Origin of the sequence: Caproicibacter fermentans (genome assembly GCF_009746625.1) — a bacterium.
Taxonomy (GTDB): domain Bacteria; phylum Bacillota; class Clostridia; order Oscillospirales; family Acutalibacteraceae; genus Caproicibacter; species Caproicibacter fermentans.
On record NZ_VWXL01000106.1, the window covers coordinates 1 to 16,496 of the forward strand.

16 protein-coding genes and 1 pseudogene are annotated in these 16,496 nt (G+C 51.0%); 12 read left to right on the forward strand and 5 right to left on the reverse strand.

Annotated features, from left to right (window positions below):
* Positions 1-230: 230 nt before the first annotated feature.
* Genes iadA through cphA form a run of 3 tightly spaced genes read left to right on the forward strand, consistent with a single transcriptional unit; the run spans position 231 to position 4,808 of the window.
* Positions 231-1,352 carry a beta-aspartyl-peptidase gene (iadA, locus tag CAFE_RS17965; RefSeq protein WP_166525182.1) on the forward strand — a complete coding sequence of 374 codons (1,122 nt, stop codon included), beginning with the start codon at positions 231-233 and terminating at the stop codon, positions 1,350-1,352.
* A 5-nt stretch (positions 1,353-1,357) separates the two neighbouring features.
* A complete protein-coding gene (locus tag CAFE_RS17970) occupies positions 1,358-2,176 on the forward strand; it encodes a cyanophycinase (protein ID WP_156991389.1) in 819 nt (272 codons plus the stop codon).
* Positions 2,160-4,808 carry a cyanophycin synthetase gene (cphA, locus tag CAFE_RS17975; protein WP_207708899.1) on the forward strand — a complete coding sequence of 883 codons (2,649 nt, stop codon included), beginning with the start codon at positions 2,160-2,162 and terminating at the stop codon, positions 4,806-4,808. Before CAFE_RS17970 ends, cphA begins: the two co-directional genes overlap by 17 nt.
* Before the next feature lie 47 nt (positions 4,809-4,855).
* On the opposite strand, the gene CAFE_RS17980 is transcribed toward cphA, so the two are convergent.
* The 4 genes and pseudogenes from CAFE_RS17980 to CAFE_RS17995 form a co-directional block, all read right to left on the reverse strand.
* Entirely contained in the window at positions 4,856-5,404 is a 549-nt protein-coding gene (locus tag CAFE_RS17980) for a hypothetical protein (RefSeq protein ID WP_156991390.1), read from the reverse strand.
* An 18-nt stretch (positions 5,405-5,422) separates the two neighbouring features.
* Entirely contained in the window at positions 5,423-5,653 is a 231-nt protein-coding gene (locus CAFE_RS17985; protein WP_156991391.1) for a helix-turn-helix domain-containing protein, read from the reverse strand.
* A gap of 11 nt (positions 5,654-5,664) precedes the next feature.
* Positions 5,665-6,168, reverse strand: coding sequence for a DUF2975 domain-containing protein (locus CAFE_RS17990; RefSeq protein WP_066644769.1), 504 nt, complete (start codon positions 6,166-6,168; stop codon positions 5,665-5,667).
* 400 nt (positions 6,169-6,568) lie between these two features.
* Positions 6,569-7,414, reverse strand: a pseudogene (locus tag CAFE_RS17995) (IS30 family transposase); the annotation flags it as partial.
* Positions 7,415-7,664: 250 nt separating this feature from the next.
* Here CAFE_RS17995 and CAFE_RS18000 point away from each other — a divergent pair.
* From CAFE_RS18000 to CAFE_RS18040, 9 genes are all read left to right on the forward strand, one after another.
* Entirely contained in the window at positions 7,665-7,925 is a 261-nt protein-coding gene (locus CAFE_RS18000) for an NUDIX hydrolase (protein WP_066644037.1), read from the forward strand.
* On the forward strand, positions 7,915-9,096 hold the full coding sequence (locus CAFE_RS18005) for an alanyl-tRNA editing protein (protein ID WP_066644038.1): 1,182 nt from the start codon (positions 7,915-7,917) through the stop codon (positions 9,094-9,096). The genes CAFE_RS18000 and CAFE_RS18005 overlap by 11 nt, the downstream gene beginning before the upstream one ends.
* A gap of 114 nt (positions 9,097-9,210) precedes the next feature.
* Entirely contained in the window at positions 9,211-9,855 is a 645-nt protein-coding gene (locus tag CAFE_RS18010) for a phosphoribosyltransferase (RefSeq protein WP_207708900.1), read from the forward strand.
* Between the two features lie 216 nt (positions 9,856-10,071).
* Positions 10,072-11,256 (forward strand): acetyl-CoA C-acetyltransferase, encoded by a 1,185-nt coding sequence (locus tag CAFE_RS18015; protein ID WP_066644039.1) that lies wholly within the window; start codon positions 10,072-10,074, stop codon positions 11,254-11,256.
* 44 nt (positions 11,257-11,300) lie between these two features.
* Positions 11,301-12,077 (forward strand): enoyl-CoA hydratase-related protein, encoded by a 777-nt coding sequence (locus CAFE_RS18020; protein ID WP_066644230.1) that lies wholly within the window; start codon positions 11,301-11,303, stop codon positions 12,075-12,077.
* Positions 12,078-12,113: 36 nt separating this feature from the next.
* Positions 12,114-12,953 (forward strand): 3-hydroxyacyl-CoA dehydrogenase family protein, encoded by an 840-nt coding sequence (locus CAFE_RS18025; protein ID WP_066644040.1) that lies wholly within the window; start codon positions 12,114-12,116, stop codon positions 12,951-12,953.
* 36 nt (positions 12,954-12,989) lie between these two features.
* On the forward strand, positions 12,990-14,129 hold the full coding sequence (locus tag CAFE_RS18030) for an acyl-CoA dehydrogenase (RefSeq protein WP_066644041.1): 1,140 nt from the start codon (positions 12,990-12,992) through the stop codon (positions 14,127-14,129).
* Between the two features lie 27 nt (positions 14,130-14,156).
* Positions 14,157-14,939, forward strand: coding sequence for an electron transfer flavoprotein subunit beta/FixA family protein (locus CAFE_RS18035; RefSeq protein ID WP_066644042.1), 783 nt, complete (start codon positions 14,157-14,159; stop codon positions 14,937-14,939).
* Positions 14,940-14,957: 18 nt separating this feature from the next.
* Complete coding sequence (locus CAFE_RS18040; protein WP_066644043.1) at positions 14,958-15,974, forward strand: electron transfer flavoprotein subunit alpha/FixB family protein; 1,017 nt, start codon at positions 14,958-14,960, stop codon at positions 15,972-15,974.
* A 77-nt stretch (positions 15,975-16,051) separates the two neighbouring features.
* Here the strand turns inward: CAFE_RS18040 and CAFE_RS18045 are convergent, their stop codons facing one another.
* A complete protein-coding gene (locus CAFE_RS18045; protein ID WP_066644044.1) occupies positions 16,052-16,390 on the reverse strand; it encodes a DUF6054 family protein in 339 nt (112 codons plus the stop codon).
* Positions 16,391-16,496: the final 106 nt, after the last annotated feature.

Below are 16,496 nucleotides of genomic sequence, written 5' to 3' on the forward strand. Positions count from 1 at the left end.
CTATATTCGATATCCGTAAAAGTTTGTTGCTTTTTCATTTCTCTGCACCGCCTGTGAATTGATAGTTCTATTTTACCAGAGTTCTCCTCTCTTCGGTAGAGGGGCGGATTAAATCAGAGGTTCCTTAGAAAAACGAGTGACTCGTTCGGCTGTTTCTCTCTTTTGCGGGAGTATAAAAATCTCGTATTCGCAAAAACTATCCTGCAAATAACGTTTTTATGAAGGTCATTATGATTACACTTTTAAAAGATGTAAATTGTTTTTGCCCGAAGCACATCGGGCAAAAGGATATATTGATCGCAAACGAAAAAATTGAGAGGATTGATCCGGTCGGAAGATGGGAGAACTGTCCCTTTCTTGACCGGATTATTGACTGTGACGGCCTGACGGCGTTTCCCGGGCTGATTGATCAGCACGTTCACATTGTGGGCGGAGGCGGCGAACACGGCTTTGCCAGCCGGATCGGCGATATTAATCCCGATCATGTTTTTTTGTCCGGCGTTACCACTTTGGTCGGTCTTCTCGGATTCGACAGCTGTACCAAAGATCCCGCCAACCTTTTTGCAGGTGCAAAGAGCTTGAGACAATCGGGGCTGACGGCCTATCTTTATTCCGGGAGTTATACTTTTCCCATGCCTTCTTTGACCCAAAGTATTCTGAGGGACCTCATTTTGGTTGACGAAGTGATTGGCGTGGGCGAAGTTGCGATTGCCGACCACCGTTCATCACAGCCCAGTGCTCTGGAATTGGCGGAGCTTGCCTCCGCCGTTCATGCCGGCGGCATGATCGGCGGGAAGGCGGGCGTTGTTCATATTCACCTCGGGGAGGGGAAGCGGGGGATGGGCCTGCTGCTGGATGTGCTTGAGCAAACGGATTTGCCGAAGGAGATGTTTGTTCCCACACATGTCAACCGCCAGCCAAAGCTCTTCGAGCAGGCGATGGAATATTGCAGAAACGGCGGAAATATTGACCTGACGGCGGGGGAAACGCACGGAATACCAGTCCCGGACGCGATTGAAATGCTTGTGGACAGCGGAATGGATCTCTCAAGGGTTACTGTAAGCTCCGACTCCAACGGGAGCATTCCCACCGGAGGGGTCGGTAAAATTCAGGAGCTGTACGACGACATCCGCGGATGCATAGTCAAAAAGGGAATTCGTCCGGAAACCGCTTTTAGCTTCGTAACGGAGAATGTTGCTAAAATATTGAAGCTTTATCCTGAAAAGGGGACGCTCCAAGAGGGTGCGGACGCAGATATTGCGCTGCTTGACTGCGGTTATCGCCTTCGCAAATTGTTCTGTCTGGGCAAACAGACGGTGGATGACGGCCACAGGGTAAATTCAGAGGAGTGAGTAAGATGTCTGAACCCCCGAAAGGGTATTTGATTATTATCGGAGGAGCGGAGGATAAAAAGGGAGAAAGCGTTATATTAAGGCAGGCGCCGGAGATGCTTTCCGGTTCGGATTGGCTCACCGTGCTGACCACGGCAACGGAAAAGCCGCAGGAAGCAGGGAAGAAATACAAAGATGTTTTCAGCGGCCTCGGAGTAAAAAATGTCAGCATTCTTGATATCAGCAATCGGGAACAGGCCGAAAGCCCGGAAAACTGCAGCGCGATTTCAAAATCGAAATGCGTTTTCTTTACGGGCGGCGACCAACTGAGAATTACGAGCATTCTTGGGGGAACCAAGGTGAATAATGAACTGAAAAGGCTGTATTTTGACGGGGGGATCATCATGGGAACCAGCGCCGGAGCTTCCGCGATGACGTCCACGATGGTTGTTCAGGGCAACGACAATGAGCCGGCAAGGAAATGCACCCTGAAAATGGCGCCGGGCCTCGGGCTGCTGAGCGGCGTCATCATCGATCAGCACTTTGATCAGCGAGGCCGGTTCGGCAGGCTGCTGTGCGGCGTGGCGGAAAATCCGGACGTCCTTGGAATCGGAATCGATGAGGATACGGCGATCAAACTTTATCCTGACCAGCACTTTGAGGTGATCGGTTCCAATGCCGTGACCATCATGGATGGAAAGACCATTCAAAGCTCAAACGTTTCGGAACTGAATCAGAACGAGCTCCTGATGATCACCGGAGTTACGGTGCATACGCTGCCAACAGGCTATGGATTTGAACTAAAGGATAGAAAGGTTTTGCGACTGAATGATGGAAAGCAATAAGATTCAGATCCTTGACCATCGCTATTACCGCGGCAGGAATATTTACAGTCATAAACCGGTAATGAAGATGATCGTGGATATCGGTAAATACGGTCTGATTCCCACGAAGGAGATTCCCGGATTCAACCAAAAACTTCTTTCCTGTTTTCCGGGGCTGAAAACAAACTACTGCAGTCTGGGTTATGAAGGGGGCTTTCTGGAACGTCTGGAAGAGGGGACCTACCTGGCCCATGTGCTGGAACACACGATTCTTGAAATGCAGGCCATGCTGGGTTACGAAGTCAGCTTCGGGCGGACCAGAACCATTGAGGAGCCGTCCAGATACTACCTGGTCTATCAGTATAAAAACGAAGTATGCGGTTTGGAGTGCGGGAAGGCCGCGGTTTTTATCCTGAACCGGTTTCTGGACAATAAGGAAGTCGACATCGAGGGCTTCCTGGATTATCTGGGTGAAATATCCATCAACGCCGAACTGGGACCCAGCACCACGGCGATTGTGGAAGAAGCCCGGAAGCGCGGAATTCCCGTGACCAGAATCGGCCACGAAAGTCTGGTGCGAATCGGCTACGGGAAATACAGCCATCTGGTCGAATCGACTCTGACCGACCTGACCTCCTGCATCTCCGCCGATATTTCCTCCAATAAACAGCTGACGAAATCCATGCTCAGTGAAAATAAAATTCCGGTGCCGTATGGAAAAACGGTTTACTCCGAACTGTCCGCGGTCATGGCCGCCGGTCAGGTCGGACTTCCCGTCGTCATTAAGCCGATCGACGGAAATCAGGGGAAGGGCGTTTCCCTGAACCTGAACAGTGAGGAAGAAATCAAAGCGGCGTACCGGAACGCGGCGAAATTCGGAACCGGCGCCGTTGTGGAACAGTATGTAAAAGGGAAGGATTTCCGCGTTCTTGTGGTCGGCGACCGGGTCTGCGCCGTCGCGGAACGCCTTCCGGCCTGTGTGACCGGGGACGGGATTCATACGATTCAGGAACTGATCCGGCTGAAAAACAGCGATCCCAGACGGGGAGAGGCCCATGAAAAGCCGCTGACGAAGATCCGCCTTGACGAAGTTGCGCTGGACGAACTGAAAAAACAAAAGAAAAAGCCGGAGGATGTTCCCGAAAAGGGTGAAACCGTCCTGCTCAGAAAAAACGGAAACCTCAGTACGGGGGGGACGGCTACCGACTGCACGGACCTGATCCATCCCGACAACGCGGAGTTTGCCGTCAGGGCGGCTCAGGTCATCGGGCTTGACGTTGCGGGCGTCGATTTTGTCACGGAAGATATTTCCCGGTCGATTCAGGAGACGGGCGGCGTGATCGTGGAAGTCAACACGGCGCCGGGAATCCGCATGCATCTGTATCCGAGCGAAGGCATTCCCAGAAACGTTGCGAAGGATATTGTGGATCGGCTGTTTCCGCAGACGGAATACTGTTTCCCCATTGTGTCCGTCACCGGGACGAATGGAAAGACCACAACCGTGCGTCTGATTCACCATGTGCTTTCCATAACGGGGCTCAACGTCGGCATGACCAGTACCTGCGGAACCTACATTGGGAATAAGTGCGTCTGCAAAGGCGACAATTCGGGGCCGCGCAGCGCGGAATCTCTGTTGTCCGACCAGACGGTGGAGGCCGCGGTTCTGGAAACGGCGCGCGGCGGCATTGTCCGGGAGGGCCTGGGCTATGATCTGGCGGATGTCGGGGTCATTACCAATATCGCGGACGATCATTTGGGACTGAACGGTGTGGAAACTCTGGAGGATCTGGCCTTTGTAAAATCACTGGTCGTCGAGGCCGTCAAAAAGGACGGGCATGCGGTGCTGAACGCGAGGGACCCGATGACTCCGACGATTTTGAAAAGAGTACATTCCAACGTGATTCTTTTTTCCGGGCATCCCGCAAAAGACGTTTTTGTTCCCAAAGGATGTGTCAGGGTATATGAAGAAAACGGCGGAATTGTAATCAGCGCGCCCCGTGAAAGACTGAATCTGATTCAGATATCCGAGATTCCCGTGACGGGCGGAGGTCTTATCGAGTGCAATATTGAAAACTGTCTTGCCGCCGTTTCGGCCCTCTACGCGCTGCGCGTGCCTTTGGAAGTGATTCGAAAAGGACTGAAGAGCTTTTTGATGAACACGGGGCGGTTTGATCTGTTTCGGCTGGGCGGGTTTCACGTCATGCTGGATTACGGACACAACCGGCCCGGTTATGAAAATGTCATAAAGGCTTGCGGAAGAATGGAGCATGAAAGACTGATCGGCGTGATCGGCATGCCGGGCGATCGCAGTGACGCGGCGATTCGGGATACCGCTCACCTCTGTGCAAAATCCTTTGACGGAATTTATGTGAAAGAGGATGAAGACCTGCGGGGGAGGGAAAAAGGCGAAGTTGCGGATCTGTTCTACCGGACGATTACGGGCGACGGATTTCCAAAGGACCGGATTTCAGTTTTCGAACGGGAATTGGAGGCGCTGAAAAACGCCGTCGCTCAGGCGAAAGACGGAGATCTGATTGTCGCTTTTTATGAAAAGCTGGAACCGTTGAAACAGTACCTGGAATCTGCGGGAGCGGAAAAAGTGGGTTTTTGTCCGCCGGAGATGCCGCGTCGGGAAAAAGTGCAGATATCATAAGCAAGGCCCTGCCGTTTGCGCGACAGGGCCTGCTGCTTCTTAAGGGATTAAGAGTCGTATTTATAAAAGTAAAAAATGTGCTTGATTGGGTCGTATAACGCAAATATAAAGTCATGAGAATACTGGTTTTGAAGTGGGCTTGTTTTGCTGCGGATGTCTTGCTCGTTTCGGTTCAGAAAGAAGTAGTAGCCGATTGAAACGTCTTTCGTTTTCTTGATCCAATCGTCTCCAATCCCCCCATAATGAATCGCATTGGCTCCGTTTCCTCCGTAAATCAGGAGAGCAAGGTCCTCCGGTATCGGCAAGGGCAGCCAACCGTTTTGATCGGTGATCCCCATTTCCTCTTTGTCCGCGTCGGCGGGCAGCGCGACTTCAAGATCGACTTCGCCGTCTCCGAACCAGCCGGTGGAATCGCTGTACTCAGTCACGGAAGATTCGCGCGGAATGGCAACCTTTAACGTGTTTTCAATCTGAGATATTTCTTGCGCTTGAGGGTCAAAAGCATAAAAAATTAAAGGATAGAGAACCGCCGATCCGATGAGTGCCGTCCCCAGCACAATCAAAACCGCAGTCAAAACCGGGCTTCGCCGGCGCATAGGCATTGCCTCCGTTCATTAATCCGTTTCCGAATCGGCTTTTTCATCGTTTTCGAATTCCAACAGGTCGCCGGGCTGACAGTTTAAAACTCTGCAAATTTCGTTGAGCGTCGAAAAACGGATCGCGCTGATTTTTCCTGTTTTTATTTTTGACAGGTTAACATTCGCAATTCCGACTTTTTCCGAAAGTTCCTTTAAGGAGATTTTCCGGTCCGCCATGACACGGTCCAATCTAAGAATAATTGCCATCGTTCCCGTCCTTACAGAGTCTCGTCGGATTGTTTCTGCAATTCCATCCCGTATTCAAAAACAAGCGCAAGGCAGAACACCACGAAACCCAAAACAAAAATAATCCCGCCATAAGATGTAACAAATACTTCTTTCTGCCCATTGATTGCCGGCCGAACGGCATTGGAAATCCATTGAAAAATGATTTGAACCGGTTCCACCGCGATTAATAATGCGGAAATTGTTTTCAACCGTTTCACATTTTCCCGCAAAAAAGGAGAAGCTTTTCTCAGCGTCTGTAAAAATCTTCCGGTTAAAAATAAAATGAAAAGAAAAACAGCGTTCGTAAAAAGATTGGAAAATGTGGTAATCCAGAAATCACCCGATCGAGTCATCTTGGGAAACAAAAATTCTTCGGGTAAAACAAGCATCAGAGTGGACGCCGCAATGGACAAAACGATGACAGCCTGCACGACTCTTACAGCAATCAGCACGATTTTTCCGCTTTTTTCAATTTTTAAACAACTTGGGTTCATTAAAAATCCTCCTTTAATCGAAAAGATAACCATAGTATACCATAATTAATTACGCTATTCAATAATAAATTAATGTTTATCGATAATTTTTTTAATATTCCTCCGGCAGACGGGGGTGAATTGTAGCCCAAGGATCCCGTTTGTAAAACAGGAATCCCACTTTGCAAATGAGAATCCAATTTTGAAAACGAAAGTCCCGATTTGTAAATGAAAATCCCGTTTTGTAATCAACTTTCCCGAAAGTCTCTGGAAAAGCGTACCGCAGGAGCACTTTCGGAGCTCATGAAGGCTGCAAAAGGGTACAGTAAATAGAGGCGCAACTCCCGCTCAGTTTTTTTGTAACTGGAGAATCCCGCCTTGCAGGGGAACAATGGCTGGCGGACAGTGTAAGTAGATAAAATCAGGTTGAATGCTTGAGAAGGCGCGGCTTCAAAACGATATTTTCGGAAGCAATGGGGAGGCAACCAAGCTTTTGAAGGATTCCTTCCCCATAGCAGAAACGAAACATCTCATAGGGACTGCGCCCATTCAGCTTGTTCCTTTTGTAGGAGTTGATGTGATTCATCATTTTGAAAATGTCCGGTTGGGTCAGATTGTCGAAAGAGGTTCCCTTAGGCAAAACCCGCCGAATCAGTTCGTGATTCACCTCAATAGAGCCCTTTTGGTAGGGACTGCTGGGGTCGCAGTAAAAAATTCTCGTGCGGAGGATGTCTTTTCCGGAGGGACCGTATTCCATCAGTCTGGGATTCGAAAACTCACTGCCGTTGTCCGTCAGAATCACTGGGAACAGGTTTTCAAAACATTCCCGGCCCAAGAGCCTGTAAATGGCATCCAAAGAATCAATCACAGACTGCGAGGTGTTTGCGTCCCGCAGAAAAGCCAGCATTAGGCTGGTATTTACGAAATGAACGGTAAGCAATACTTTTCCGCCTTTGTTTCCCAGTACGGAATCCATTTCCACAATCTGAGTATCAGGATGGCCTTCCCTGTATTTTTTGAAATCCTCATAATTGCGTCCGATACGGCACCCGCGGTCAATCTTGAATTCCGGCTTTTTGTATCTGGGACGGTATTTCACTTTTCTCGGCAGATCAATGTTCCGGACGTCAAACAAAGAAGCGTCGATGTAATTGTAAAGGGTTTTCTCACTACAGGTCATTTCATTCGCGTGAGTAAGGTAGATCTGATGTACCGATTGGCCGTTCCGAATCAACGGAGTAATCAGCAGATTCAATCTTTCCAGCTCTGTGGAAGGCTTTTCGCTACGCTTCAAAAGCTTTCCGGGGCCGTAACTACAGACGAAACTCCTTGTAACCGGAAAATCCATACATCTTCCGCACGGGAGTTTCATTACAATTGCATTCTACTCTTGCGGGAGAGTATGGATTCTCGCTTTACAATTCAGGAACAAAACGGATCTGGCCATATGCGGTTGCCGGAATCCTAAAGCAGGAGTATAATTAAATTCAAAGTCAAATGAGAAAAGAGGAGCCTGCTTGCCGGAACTCTGCGACGTTTGCGATCAAAACAAAAACAGGACCGGCAGAGTCTGGACCCGCGGCGTCTCGATGCGGCCCGGAGATTACCGTCTTGTAGTATATGTGGGCGAGCTTCGGCTTCAGCCCGAGGAAGTGACACAGGCCAAATGGGTTGGCCGCGAGGAATATGAAGACATGTGCCGACAGGGAATTGTGGTTCCGGCCTGCACGCGGTTTTATGAATGGATGAAAGAAATGGAGGAGAAGAATGAAGCGTGAGACGGTAAAACTTTACGATTTGAATTCAAAGCTGAGAACTTTTCAAGCCCGTGTGCTGGAGTGTGTCCCCGAGAAAGACCGGTTTCTGGTCATTCTTGACCGCACGGCTTTTTTTCCGGAAGGGGGCGGTCAGCCTTCCGACCGGGGGGTCCTGAATTTTGCAAACGTACTGGACGTTCAGGAAAAGGACGGAATCGTCTACCATACCTCGGACCGGTCGTTCCAGCCGGGAGAAATGGTTTCCGGCGGAATCGACTGGCCGCGCCGCTTTGGGCTGATGCAGCAGCATTCCGGCGAGCATATTGTTTCCGGGCTGGCCCACCGGCTGTTTGGGCTTGACAACGTCGGATTTCATATGAGCGAAACGTCTTTGACGGTTGACCTGAACGGGGAGCTTTCCGCGGAGGACCTTGCGCTGATCGAGCGGCTGGCAAACCGCGCGGTCTGGCAGAACCTTGCGGTAAAAGTGTCGTATCCTTCCGCGCAGGAGCTGGGAAGGATTCCTTACAGAAGCAAAAAGGAACTCACCGGCCGGGTTCGGATTGTTGAGTTTCCCGGTTATGATATCTGCGCCTGCTGCGGCACCCATGTGGAGCGTACCGGAGAAATCGGCGCGGTTAAGATGTTGTCTTCCCAGCGGTACAAAGGCGGGACCAGACTGACCATGGCCTGCGGCGGCCAGGCCCTTCGGGATTACGGGGAGAGGGTAAACAGCGTATCTGCCGTTTCCGCGCTGCTTTCCGCAAAGCCGGCGGAGATCGAACAGTCTGTGGAACGGGTTCTGCGCGAGAACGCGGATTTAAAGCGGAGGCTCTCCGCCCTTCGGACGGAAATTTTCCGGTTGAAGGCTGGCGCCATCGCTCCGGGCTGCGGAAATATTCTGATCTTTGATGACGACCTGACTCCGGACGAGCTTCGCCGGTTTGCGCTGATTTTGTCGGAACGCTGTTTTGCGACGGCCGCGGTTTTTTCCGGCGACGATTCAAAAGGGTACCGATATGCCGTATCCGACCCCGCGAATGATGCCAGACCCTATGCAAAAGAGCTGTCCGCCGCTTTTTCGGGAAGGGGAGGCGGACCGAAGGAACTGGTTCAGGGTTCGGTAAGCGGACTGCAAAAAGAAATTAAATTGTTTTTCGAGCAAAGGGCGTTCCGCTGCCGGGAGACTTAAAACCGCGATGTGAAATTATGCAGAATACCCTAGATTGCGTAAAAAAATCTTGCACCTTTGGGGAATCAATGCTATAATAATTACGACTTTTATTGGGAAAGTGGTGTGCCGGTCATGGAAAGCAGAGCTGTTCAGGTTCGCTGCGATAAAAACCGGGATCGGGATATTGTCTTGAATCTTATTCCGGGGCATTTTGCAACCTCGCATTCTCACGTAAACTATTACATTGACATGACAGGCATTAAACACCAGCAGAAAATTGCCAAACAGGCAGCGGAATTCATGGCTGAAAGGTACGTCAATTCCGTATCCGTCGATACGATCATCTGTATGGACGGCTGCGAAATAATCGGTGCCTTTTTGGCTGAGGAACTCTCAAAATCAGGCGTTTCCTCCCTGAATGAGGGAACCGACATCAGCATTATAACCCCCGAATATCCAAATGGGCAGCTTCTGTTCCGCGACAATGTCCAGGATCGGATCTGGAACAAAAACATTCTTTTGCTTGTGGCTTCCGCAACCACCGGCAAGACGATTAACCGCTCGCTGGAATGCATCCGTTATTACGGCGGCAAAATCGTAGGAACCTCTGCGATTTTCAGCGCGATCGGAGAGACCGGCGGCATCGAGGTCAACTCCATCTTTACCAGTGATAATTTGCCGAATTATTTTACCTGCTCCGTTCTTGACTGCCCGTATTGTCAAAAGGGGCAGAAGATTGACGCGATTGTGAATAGTTACGGATACTCTAAAATTTAAGGCTGGCAGGCGCATGCCATATGCGCCTGTTTTCATATTATCCACGATGTGAAATTCATTTCGTATTATGGATAATTTGAACGTTTTTTAAAAGAGTTTTTGTTAATTTTTTCAAATCTAGCCTTGCAACTCGGGGTATATTGTGATATATTTAACATAGTCTGTTGTAAACAGCAGTTCGGAAATTTTTATTGGAATTTTAAGGAGGAAAAACCTATGTCAAGGAAAATCGTTTTAGCAGGTGCTTGCCGTACGGCAATCGGTAAATTTGGTGGGACTCTCTCCGGTGTGCCTTTGGTCGATATCGGCACGACGGTTGTAAAGGAATCCATGAAACGCGCCGGTATCTCGCCGGATCAGGTGGATGAAGTCATTCTCGGCTGCGTTTACCAGGCCGGTGTTGGCCAGAACATTGCGCGCCAGGTCTCTGTCGGCTCGGGCATTCCGATTCCGGTACCGGCTTTTACTCTGAATAATATGTGCGGTTCCGGTTTGAAAAGCATCAATGTCGCTGCGGCAATGATTACGGCCGGCGAAGCGGATGTCATTGTTGCGGGCGGTATCGAGAACATGTCCAGCACCCCATATCTGCTGAAAAACGCAAGATTCGGTTATCGTATGCGCGACGGCAAACTGGTCGACTCCCTGATTTACGATGGCCTTGAGGACACATTCAACCATTATCACATGGGGATTACGGCGGAAAACGTCGCGGAGAAATACGGAATTACCCGTCAGATGCAGGATGAATATGGCGCAATGAGTCAGAACCGTGCCGAAAAAGCGTTAAAAGAGGGCAAATTCAAGGAAGAAATCATCCCGATGGAAGTTAAAATGAGGAAGCAGACGGTCCTGTTCGATACGGACGAGGACATTCGTCCCGGCACGACCGTGGAAACCCTTGCAAAGCTGAAGCCGGCATTCAAACCGGACGGAACCGTTACGGCCGGAAACGCTTCCGGAATTGACGACGGCGGTTCCGCAGTTGTTATCATGTCGGAAGAAAAAGCGAAAGAACTTGGCGTGAAGCCTCTGGCAACGTGGGTTGCGGGCTCGTGGGCAGGCGTCGATCCGGCTTACATGGGACTTGGCCCGATTGAGGCAACAAAAAAGATCATGGCGAAAACCGGCATGACCGTTTCGGACATGGATTTGGTGGAAGCCAACGAGGCGTTTGCGGCGCAGACCCTTGCGGTTGCGCACGATCTGAAGTTTGATATGGACAAGACGAACGTAAACGGCGGCGCGATTTCTCTCGGCCATCCGGTCGGATGCTCCGGCGCGCGTATCCTTACCACCCTGCTTTATGAAATGAAGAGGAGAAAGAATGAGCTGGGCCTTGCGACTCTTTGCGTCGGCGGCGGCATGGGCGTTGCCACCATTGTTAAAATGGAAGGCTAACCAGTCATCAAACCTGAAACATTTTAGGAAAGAAGGCAATGAAGATGGGGTATGTGAAATATGAGCAGAAGGATCTGGTCGGGGTCGTTACCATTGACCGAGAAAAGGCCCTGAATGCCCTCAACACCGAAGTCCTTGCCGATCTGGAGGCAGTGGTCGACGCGATTGACCTTGGGAAAACTCGCTGCGTGATTATTACCGGCGCCGGCCAGAAGGCCTTTGTCGCCGGAGCGGACATCGGCGCGATGAGCACCATGACGAAGGAACAGGGCCGGGCGTTCAGCAAGCGCGGCAATGATGTGTTCCGCAAGATTGAAAGCCTGCCGGTCCCCGTCATTGCGGCCGTCAACGGTTTTGCGCTGGGCGGAGGCTGCGAGCTTTCGCTCAGCTGCGACATCCGCATTGCGTCCGAAAACGCTTTGTTCGGGCAGCCGGAAGCCGGCCTCGGCATTACGCCCGGCTTTGGAGGAACACAGCGCCTGGCGCGCACAATCGGCGTCGGCAAGGCAAAGGAACTGATTTATACCTGTGGCAAGGTCAAAGCCGAAGAGGCGCTGAAAATCGGTTTGGTCAACGCGGTATATCCGGCGGATCAGCTGATGGAAGAATGCATAAAGCTGGCCGGGAAAATCGCGCGGAACGCTCCGATCGCGGTTCGCCAGTGCAAAAAAGCGATTAACCTCGGTCTGCAGATGGATATTGACTCGGCTGTGTCCCTGGAAGCGGAGCTGTTCAGCTTTTGCCTGGATACCAAGGACCAGAAAAATGCGATGACCGCTTTCTGCGAAAAGAGAAAGCCAGATCCGTTTATCAACGAATGATTTTTGATTGTAAAAATATATAAGGGGGTTTTTTCTATGATCGTTGGCGTTATTGGTGCGGGGACAATGGGCTCCGGAATTGCTCAGGCATTCGCTCAGACAGAGAATTATTCCGTAAAGCTTTGTGATATTAACGCAGAGCTGGCTGCAGGCGGCAAAAAAAAGATTGAGAAGACGCTGTACAGAGCCGTCTCCAAAGGGAAAATGGAACAGGCTAAGGCGGACGCGATTCTCGCAAAAATCACGACCGGCACCAAAGAAATTGTTTCGGACTGCGATTTGATCGTTGAAGCGGCTCTGGAACGCATGGACGTCAAAAAGGCACTGTTCAAGGATTTGGAAAGCATCTGCAAAAAAGACTGCATTTTTGCGACAAATACGTCTTCCCTTTCCATTACGGAAATCTCCAGCGGCCTTGACCGGGCGGTCTGCGGCATGCATTTCTTCAATCCTGCTCCGGTCATGAAGCTGGTTGAGGTGATCGCCGGCATTACGACTCCCGCTTCCACAGTGGAAAAGGTCAAGGCGATTTCGGCGGAGATCGGCAAGACGCCGGTACAGGTCAAAGAGGCCGCCGGATTTGTCGTAAACCGTATTCTTGTTCCTATGATCAATGAAGCGGTCGGCATTTACGCCGACGGGACGGCCGCCGCCGAGGACATCGACACCGCGATGAAGCTCGGCGCGAATCACCCGATGGGCCCTCTGGCTCTGGGCGATCTGATCGGCCTAGACATCGTTCTTGCGGTTATGGAAGTTCTTCAAAATGAGACGGGCGACCCGAAATACCGCCCGCATCCGCTGCTCAGGAAAATGGTTCGCGGCGGTTTGCTCGGCAGAAAAACCGGCAAGGGCTTTTACGATTACAGCAAGTGACTCTGGCAAAGCTAATATGAATTTGGAGGAACGAGTATGGACTTTCAACTGAGTAAAGAACATGAAATGGCCCGCACTCTCTTTAGGGACTTTGCGGAAAAAGAAATAAAACCATATGCGCAGGACGTGGATGAGAACGAACGCTTTCCGAAGGAGGCGCTTGAAAAATTCCGTCAGTACGGCTTTATGGGAATCCCTTATCCGAAGGAGATGGGCGGTCAGGGCTGCGATACGCTGACCTATGCAATGTGCGTGGAAGAGGTGGCGAAGGTATGCTGCACCTCCAGCACAATGCTTTCCGCCCACACCTCACTTTGCACTTGGCCGATTTACAAATACGGCACGGCGGAGCAAAAGGAGAAATACATACCGAAACTGACCTCCGGCGAATGGCTGGGCGCTTTCGGCCTGACGGAGCCGAACGCGGGCACCGATTCTTCCGCGCAGCAGACCAAGGCGGTTCTTGACGGCGACCACTATGTGATCAATGGCAGCAAGATCTTCATCACCAACGCTGGCTACGCCGATGTTTATGTAATCTTTGCCATGACCGACAAGAGCGCCGGCAACCACGGCATTACCGCGTTTATTGTCGAAAAGGATTTCCCGGGCTTTTCCATCGGCAAGAAGGAAAAGAAGATGGGCATCCGTGGTTCCGCAACCTGCGAACTGATTTTCGAAAACTGCATCGTTCCGAAAGAAAATCTGCTCGGTCAGGAAGGCAAGGGGTTTGTTGTCGCCATGACGACGCTGGACGGCGGACGCATCGGCATCGCGGCTCAGGCGCTCGGCCTCGCGGAAGGCGCTTTGAACGAAACTGTGAAATACGTTAAGGAAAGAAAGCAGTTCGGCCGTCCTCTTTCAAAATTCCAGAACACTCAGTTTGAAATCGCCGACATGTACACCAAGATCCAGGCTGCGCAGCTGCTCCTTTATAAAGCTGCCGTTGCTAAAGATCACCAGAAGAGTGTTTCGCTTGAAGCGGCTGAGGCTAAACTTTACTGCGCAACCGTTGCGATGGATGTGACCACTCGCTGCGTACAGCTGCACGGCGGCTACGGCTACACACGCGAGTACCCGGTGGAACGCATGATGCGCGACGCGAAGATCACCGAGATCTACGAGGGCACCAGCGAAGTTCAGAAGATGGTCATTTCCAAATATGCCTTGAAGTAAGGCGGAAACTCTAAGGAGGGAAATTCGTTGAATATTGTCGTTTGCATAAAGCAGGTACCGAATACCAATGAAGTGAAGCTGGATCCCAAAACCGGCACCCTGATCCGCGAGGGCGTGCCGTCCATCATCAACCCGGATGATAAGGCCGGTCTGGAGGCGGCTCTTCGCCTGAAGGACGCGAAGGGCGCACATATCACCGTTCTTTCCATGGGTCCGCCGCAGGCGGATGCCGCTCTGCGTGAAGCGCTTGCCATGGGCGCGGATGATGCCGTGCTTGTAACGGACCGCGCTTTCGGGGGCGCCGATACATGGGCTACCGCTTACACGATTGCCGCTGCGCTCAAAACCATGGATTATGATCTGATTATTACGGGCCGTCAGGCAATCGACGGCGATACCGCCCAGGTTGGCCCGCAGATTTCCGAGAACCTGAACCTTACCAACATCAGCTATGCGGAAGACATTAAGGTAGAAGGCGACTCTGTGATTGTGAAGCGGCAGTTTGAAGACCGCTATCACATCATCAAAGCCAAAATGCCGTGCCTGATTACCGCTCTGAGCGAACTGAACGAGCCCCGTTACATGACCCCGGGCGGAATTTTCGACGCTTATCAGAAAGAGATCAAGGTCATTACCCGCAAGGACCTCGATGTGGACGACAGCTGCCTCGGCCTGAAGGGCTCTCCGACTCATGTCGTGAAGACCTTTACTAAGAGCGCGAAAGCTGCGGGTACCGTTGTCAATAATCTGAATCCTCAGGAAGCGGCCGAGTACATACTCGAAAAGCTCAGAGAAAAATTCATTATATAGTTGAAAGTGGTGAGCTACATGGATATTCAGGAATATAAAGGCATATATGTATTTATCCAGCAGGTCGACGGTCAGGTGGCCGGCGTTTCCCATGAACTGCTCGGCAAAGCGAAAGAGCTTGCAAAAGATATGGAAACGGAAGTTACCGCGGTTCTGCTGGGCTACCATGTTTCCGGCCTTTGCAAGGACCTGGCAAGCTACGGCGCTGATAAGATCATCATGGTCGACAACAAGGACTTAGAGCTTTATTCCACAAAGCCGTATGCATACTGCATGTGCCATATCATTGAAAAGTACAAACCCGCCGTGGTTCTTTACGGTGCTACCGCAATCGGCCGTGACCTCGCTCCGCGTGTGGCCGCCAGAGTCCGTACCGGTCTGACCGCGGACTGCACGAAGCTTGACGTTGCAGACGACGGCACAAAGAACCTGAGAATGACCCGTCCCGCATTCGGCGGAAACATCATGGCAACCATCATATGCCCGGATTATCGTCCTCAGATGGCGACGGTCCGCCCGGGCGTCATGCAGAAAATTAAGCCGATCGACGGCGCTTCCGCTCCGACTGACTCGATTGACATGGAAATTCCCGCTTCCGAAAAGGATGTTCAGATTCTGGAAGTCATCAAGAAAGAATCACAGAAGATGGATATCCAGGACGCGAAGATTCTGGTATCCGGCGGCCGCGGCATGGGCTGCCCGGAGAACTTCAAGCTACTTGAGAATCTCGCGGATGCTATCGGTGGAACCGTCAGCTCTTCCAGAGCCTGCGTCGATGCGGGTTGGGTGGAAAAAGATATTCAGGTCGGTCAGACCGGAAAAACGGTTCGCCCGAACCTCTATCTTGCCTGCGGCATCTCCGGTGCAATTCAGCACCTTGCCGGTATGGAAGAGTCCGATGTTATTGTGGCCATCAACAAGGACGAAGGCGCACCGATGTTTGAAGTTGCGGACTTCGGTGTTGTCGGCGATGCCCTTAAAGTTCTTCCTCTTCTTACGGAAGAAGTCAAGAAAGCAATGGCTGCCCGCAAATAATTTGTATCAATATGAATCTGAGGCCCGGCATACCGATTGGTATGCCGGGCCTTTTCTCATGTGAGAGCTTTACAAGCCTAGAGCCCCATGCGCCGCACACTGTCCGCGACAAGATCCGTCAGCTCCGTTTCCGCGCCAAGACTGAAATTCAAAAACACACCGGAGCCGCCCCCGGCTCCGATCGCGGCAATGAATACACTGCGATCAGCACCCGCTACGGTTAGACTCAGGCTTGCCCGATTGCCGTTTCTCATAAAATATTTGTCGTAAACCCGAACGGCAACTTTTGTTCCCCCGGACTGATAGTTGCTTTCATCCACAAGATTCATGCTGACTCCGCTTTGAAGAATATCATTTTCCAGAGTCGAAATAATTGACTCAAAATCCCCGTTTACGAGTTTTTCAAATTTAGCCATATCGATCCCTCCGATTTTCATTTGCTTTCAGTATATCATAACATCTTCAAAAAGTCCGGAAATTCGCTTGACAAAAGAGGAAAAGGGGAATAGTATATAAACATGT

Excerpts from the sequence above, each read along its gene's own strand:
- iadA (WP_166525182.1), top strand. The coding sequence starts at position 231 with ATGATTACACTTTTAAAAGATGTAAATTGTTTTTGCCCGAAGCACATC.
- CAFE_RS17970 (WP_156991389.1), top strand. The coding sequence starts at position 1,358 with ATGTCTGAACCCCCGAAAGGGTATTTGATTATTATCGGAGGAGCGGAG.
- cphA (WP_207708899.1), top strand. The coding sequence starts at position 2,160 with ATGATGGAAAGCAATAAGATTCAGATCCTTGACCATCGCTATTACCGC.
- CAFE_RS17980 (WP_156991390.1), bottom strand. The coding sequence starts at position 5,404 with ATGCGCCGGCGAAGCCCGGTTTTGACTGCGGTTTTGATTGTGCTGGGG.
- CAFE_RS17985 (WP_156991391.1), bottom strand. The coding sequence starts at position 5,653 with ATGGCAATTATTCTTAGATTGGACCGTGTCATGGCGGACCGGAAAATC.
- CAFE_RS17990 (WP_066644769.1), bottom strand. The coding sequence starts at position 6,168 with ATGAACCCAAGTTGTTTAAAAATTGAAAAAAGCGGAAAAATCGTGCTG.
- CAFE_RS18005 (WP_066644038.1), top strand. The coding sequence starts at position 7,915 with ATGAAGCGTGAGACGGTAAAACTTTACGATTTGAATTCAAAGCTGAGA.
- CAFE_RS18010 (WP_207708900.1), top strand. The coding sequence starts at position 9,211 with ATGGAAAGCAGAGCTGTTCAGGTTCGCTGCGATAAAAACCGGGATCGG.
- CAFE_RS18015 (WP_066644039.1), top strand. The coding sequence starts at position 10,072 with ATGTCAAGGAAAATCGTTTTAGCAGGTGCTTGCCGTACGGCAATCGGT.
- CAFE_RS18020 (WP_066644230.1), top strand. The coding sequence starts at position 11,301 with ATGGGGTATGTGAAATATGAGCAGAAGGATCTGGTCGGGGTCGTTACC.
- CAFE_RS18025 (WP_066644040.1), top strand. The coding sequence starts at position 12,114 with ATGATCGTTGGCGTTATTGGTGCGGGGACAATGGGCTCCGGAATTGCT.
- CAFE_RS18030 (WP_066644041.1), top strand. The coding sequence starts at position 12,990 with ATGGACTTTCAACTGAGTAAAGAACATGAAATGGCCCGCACTCTCTTT.
- CAFE_RS18040 (WP_066644043.1), top strand. The coding sequence starts at position 14,958 with ATGGATATTCAGGAATATAAAGGCATATATGTATTTATCCAGCAGGTC.
- CAFE_RS18045 (WP_066644044.1), bottom strand. The coding sequence starts at position 16,390 with ATGGCTAAATTTGAAAAACTCGTAAACGGGGATTTTGAGTCAATTATT.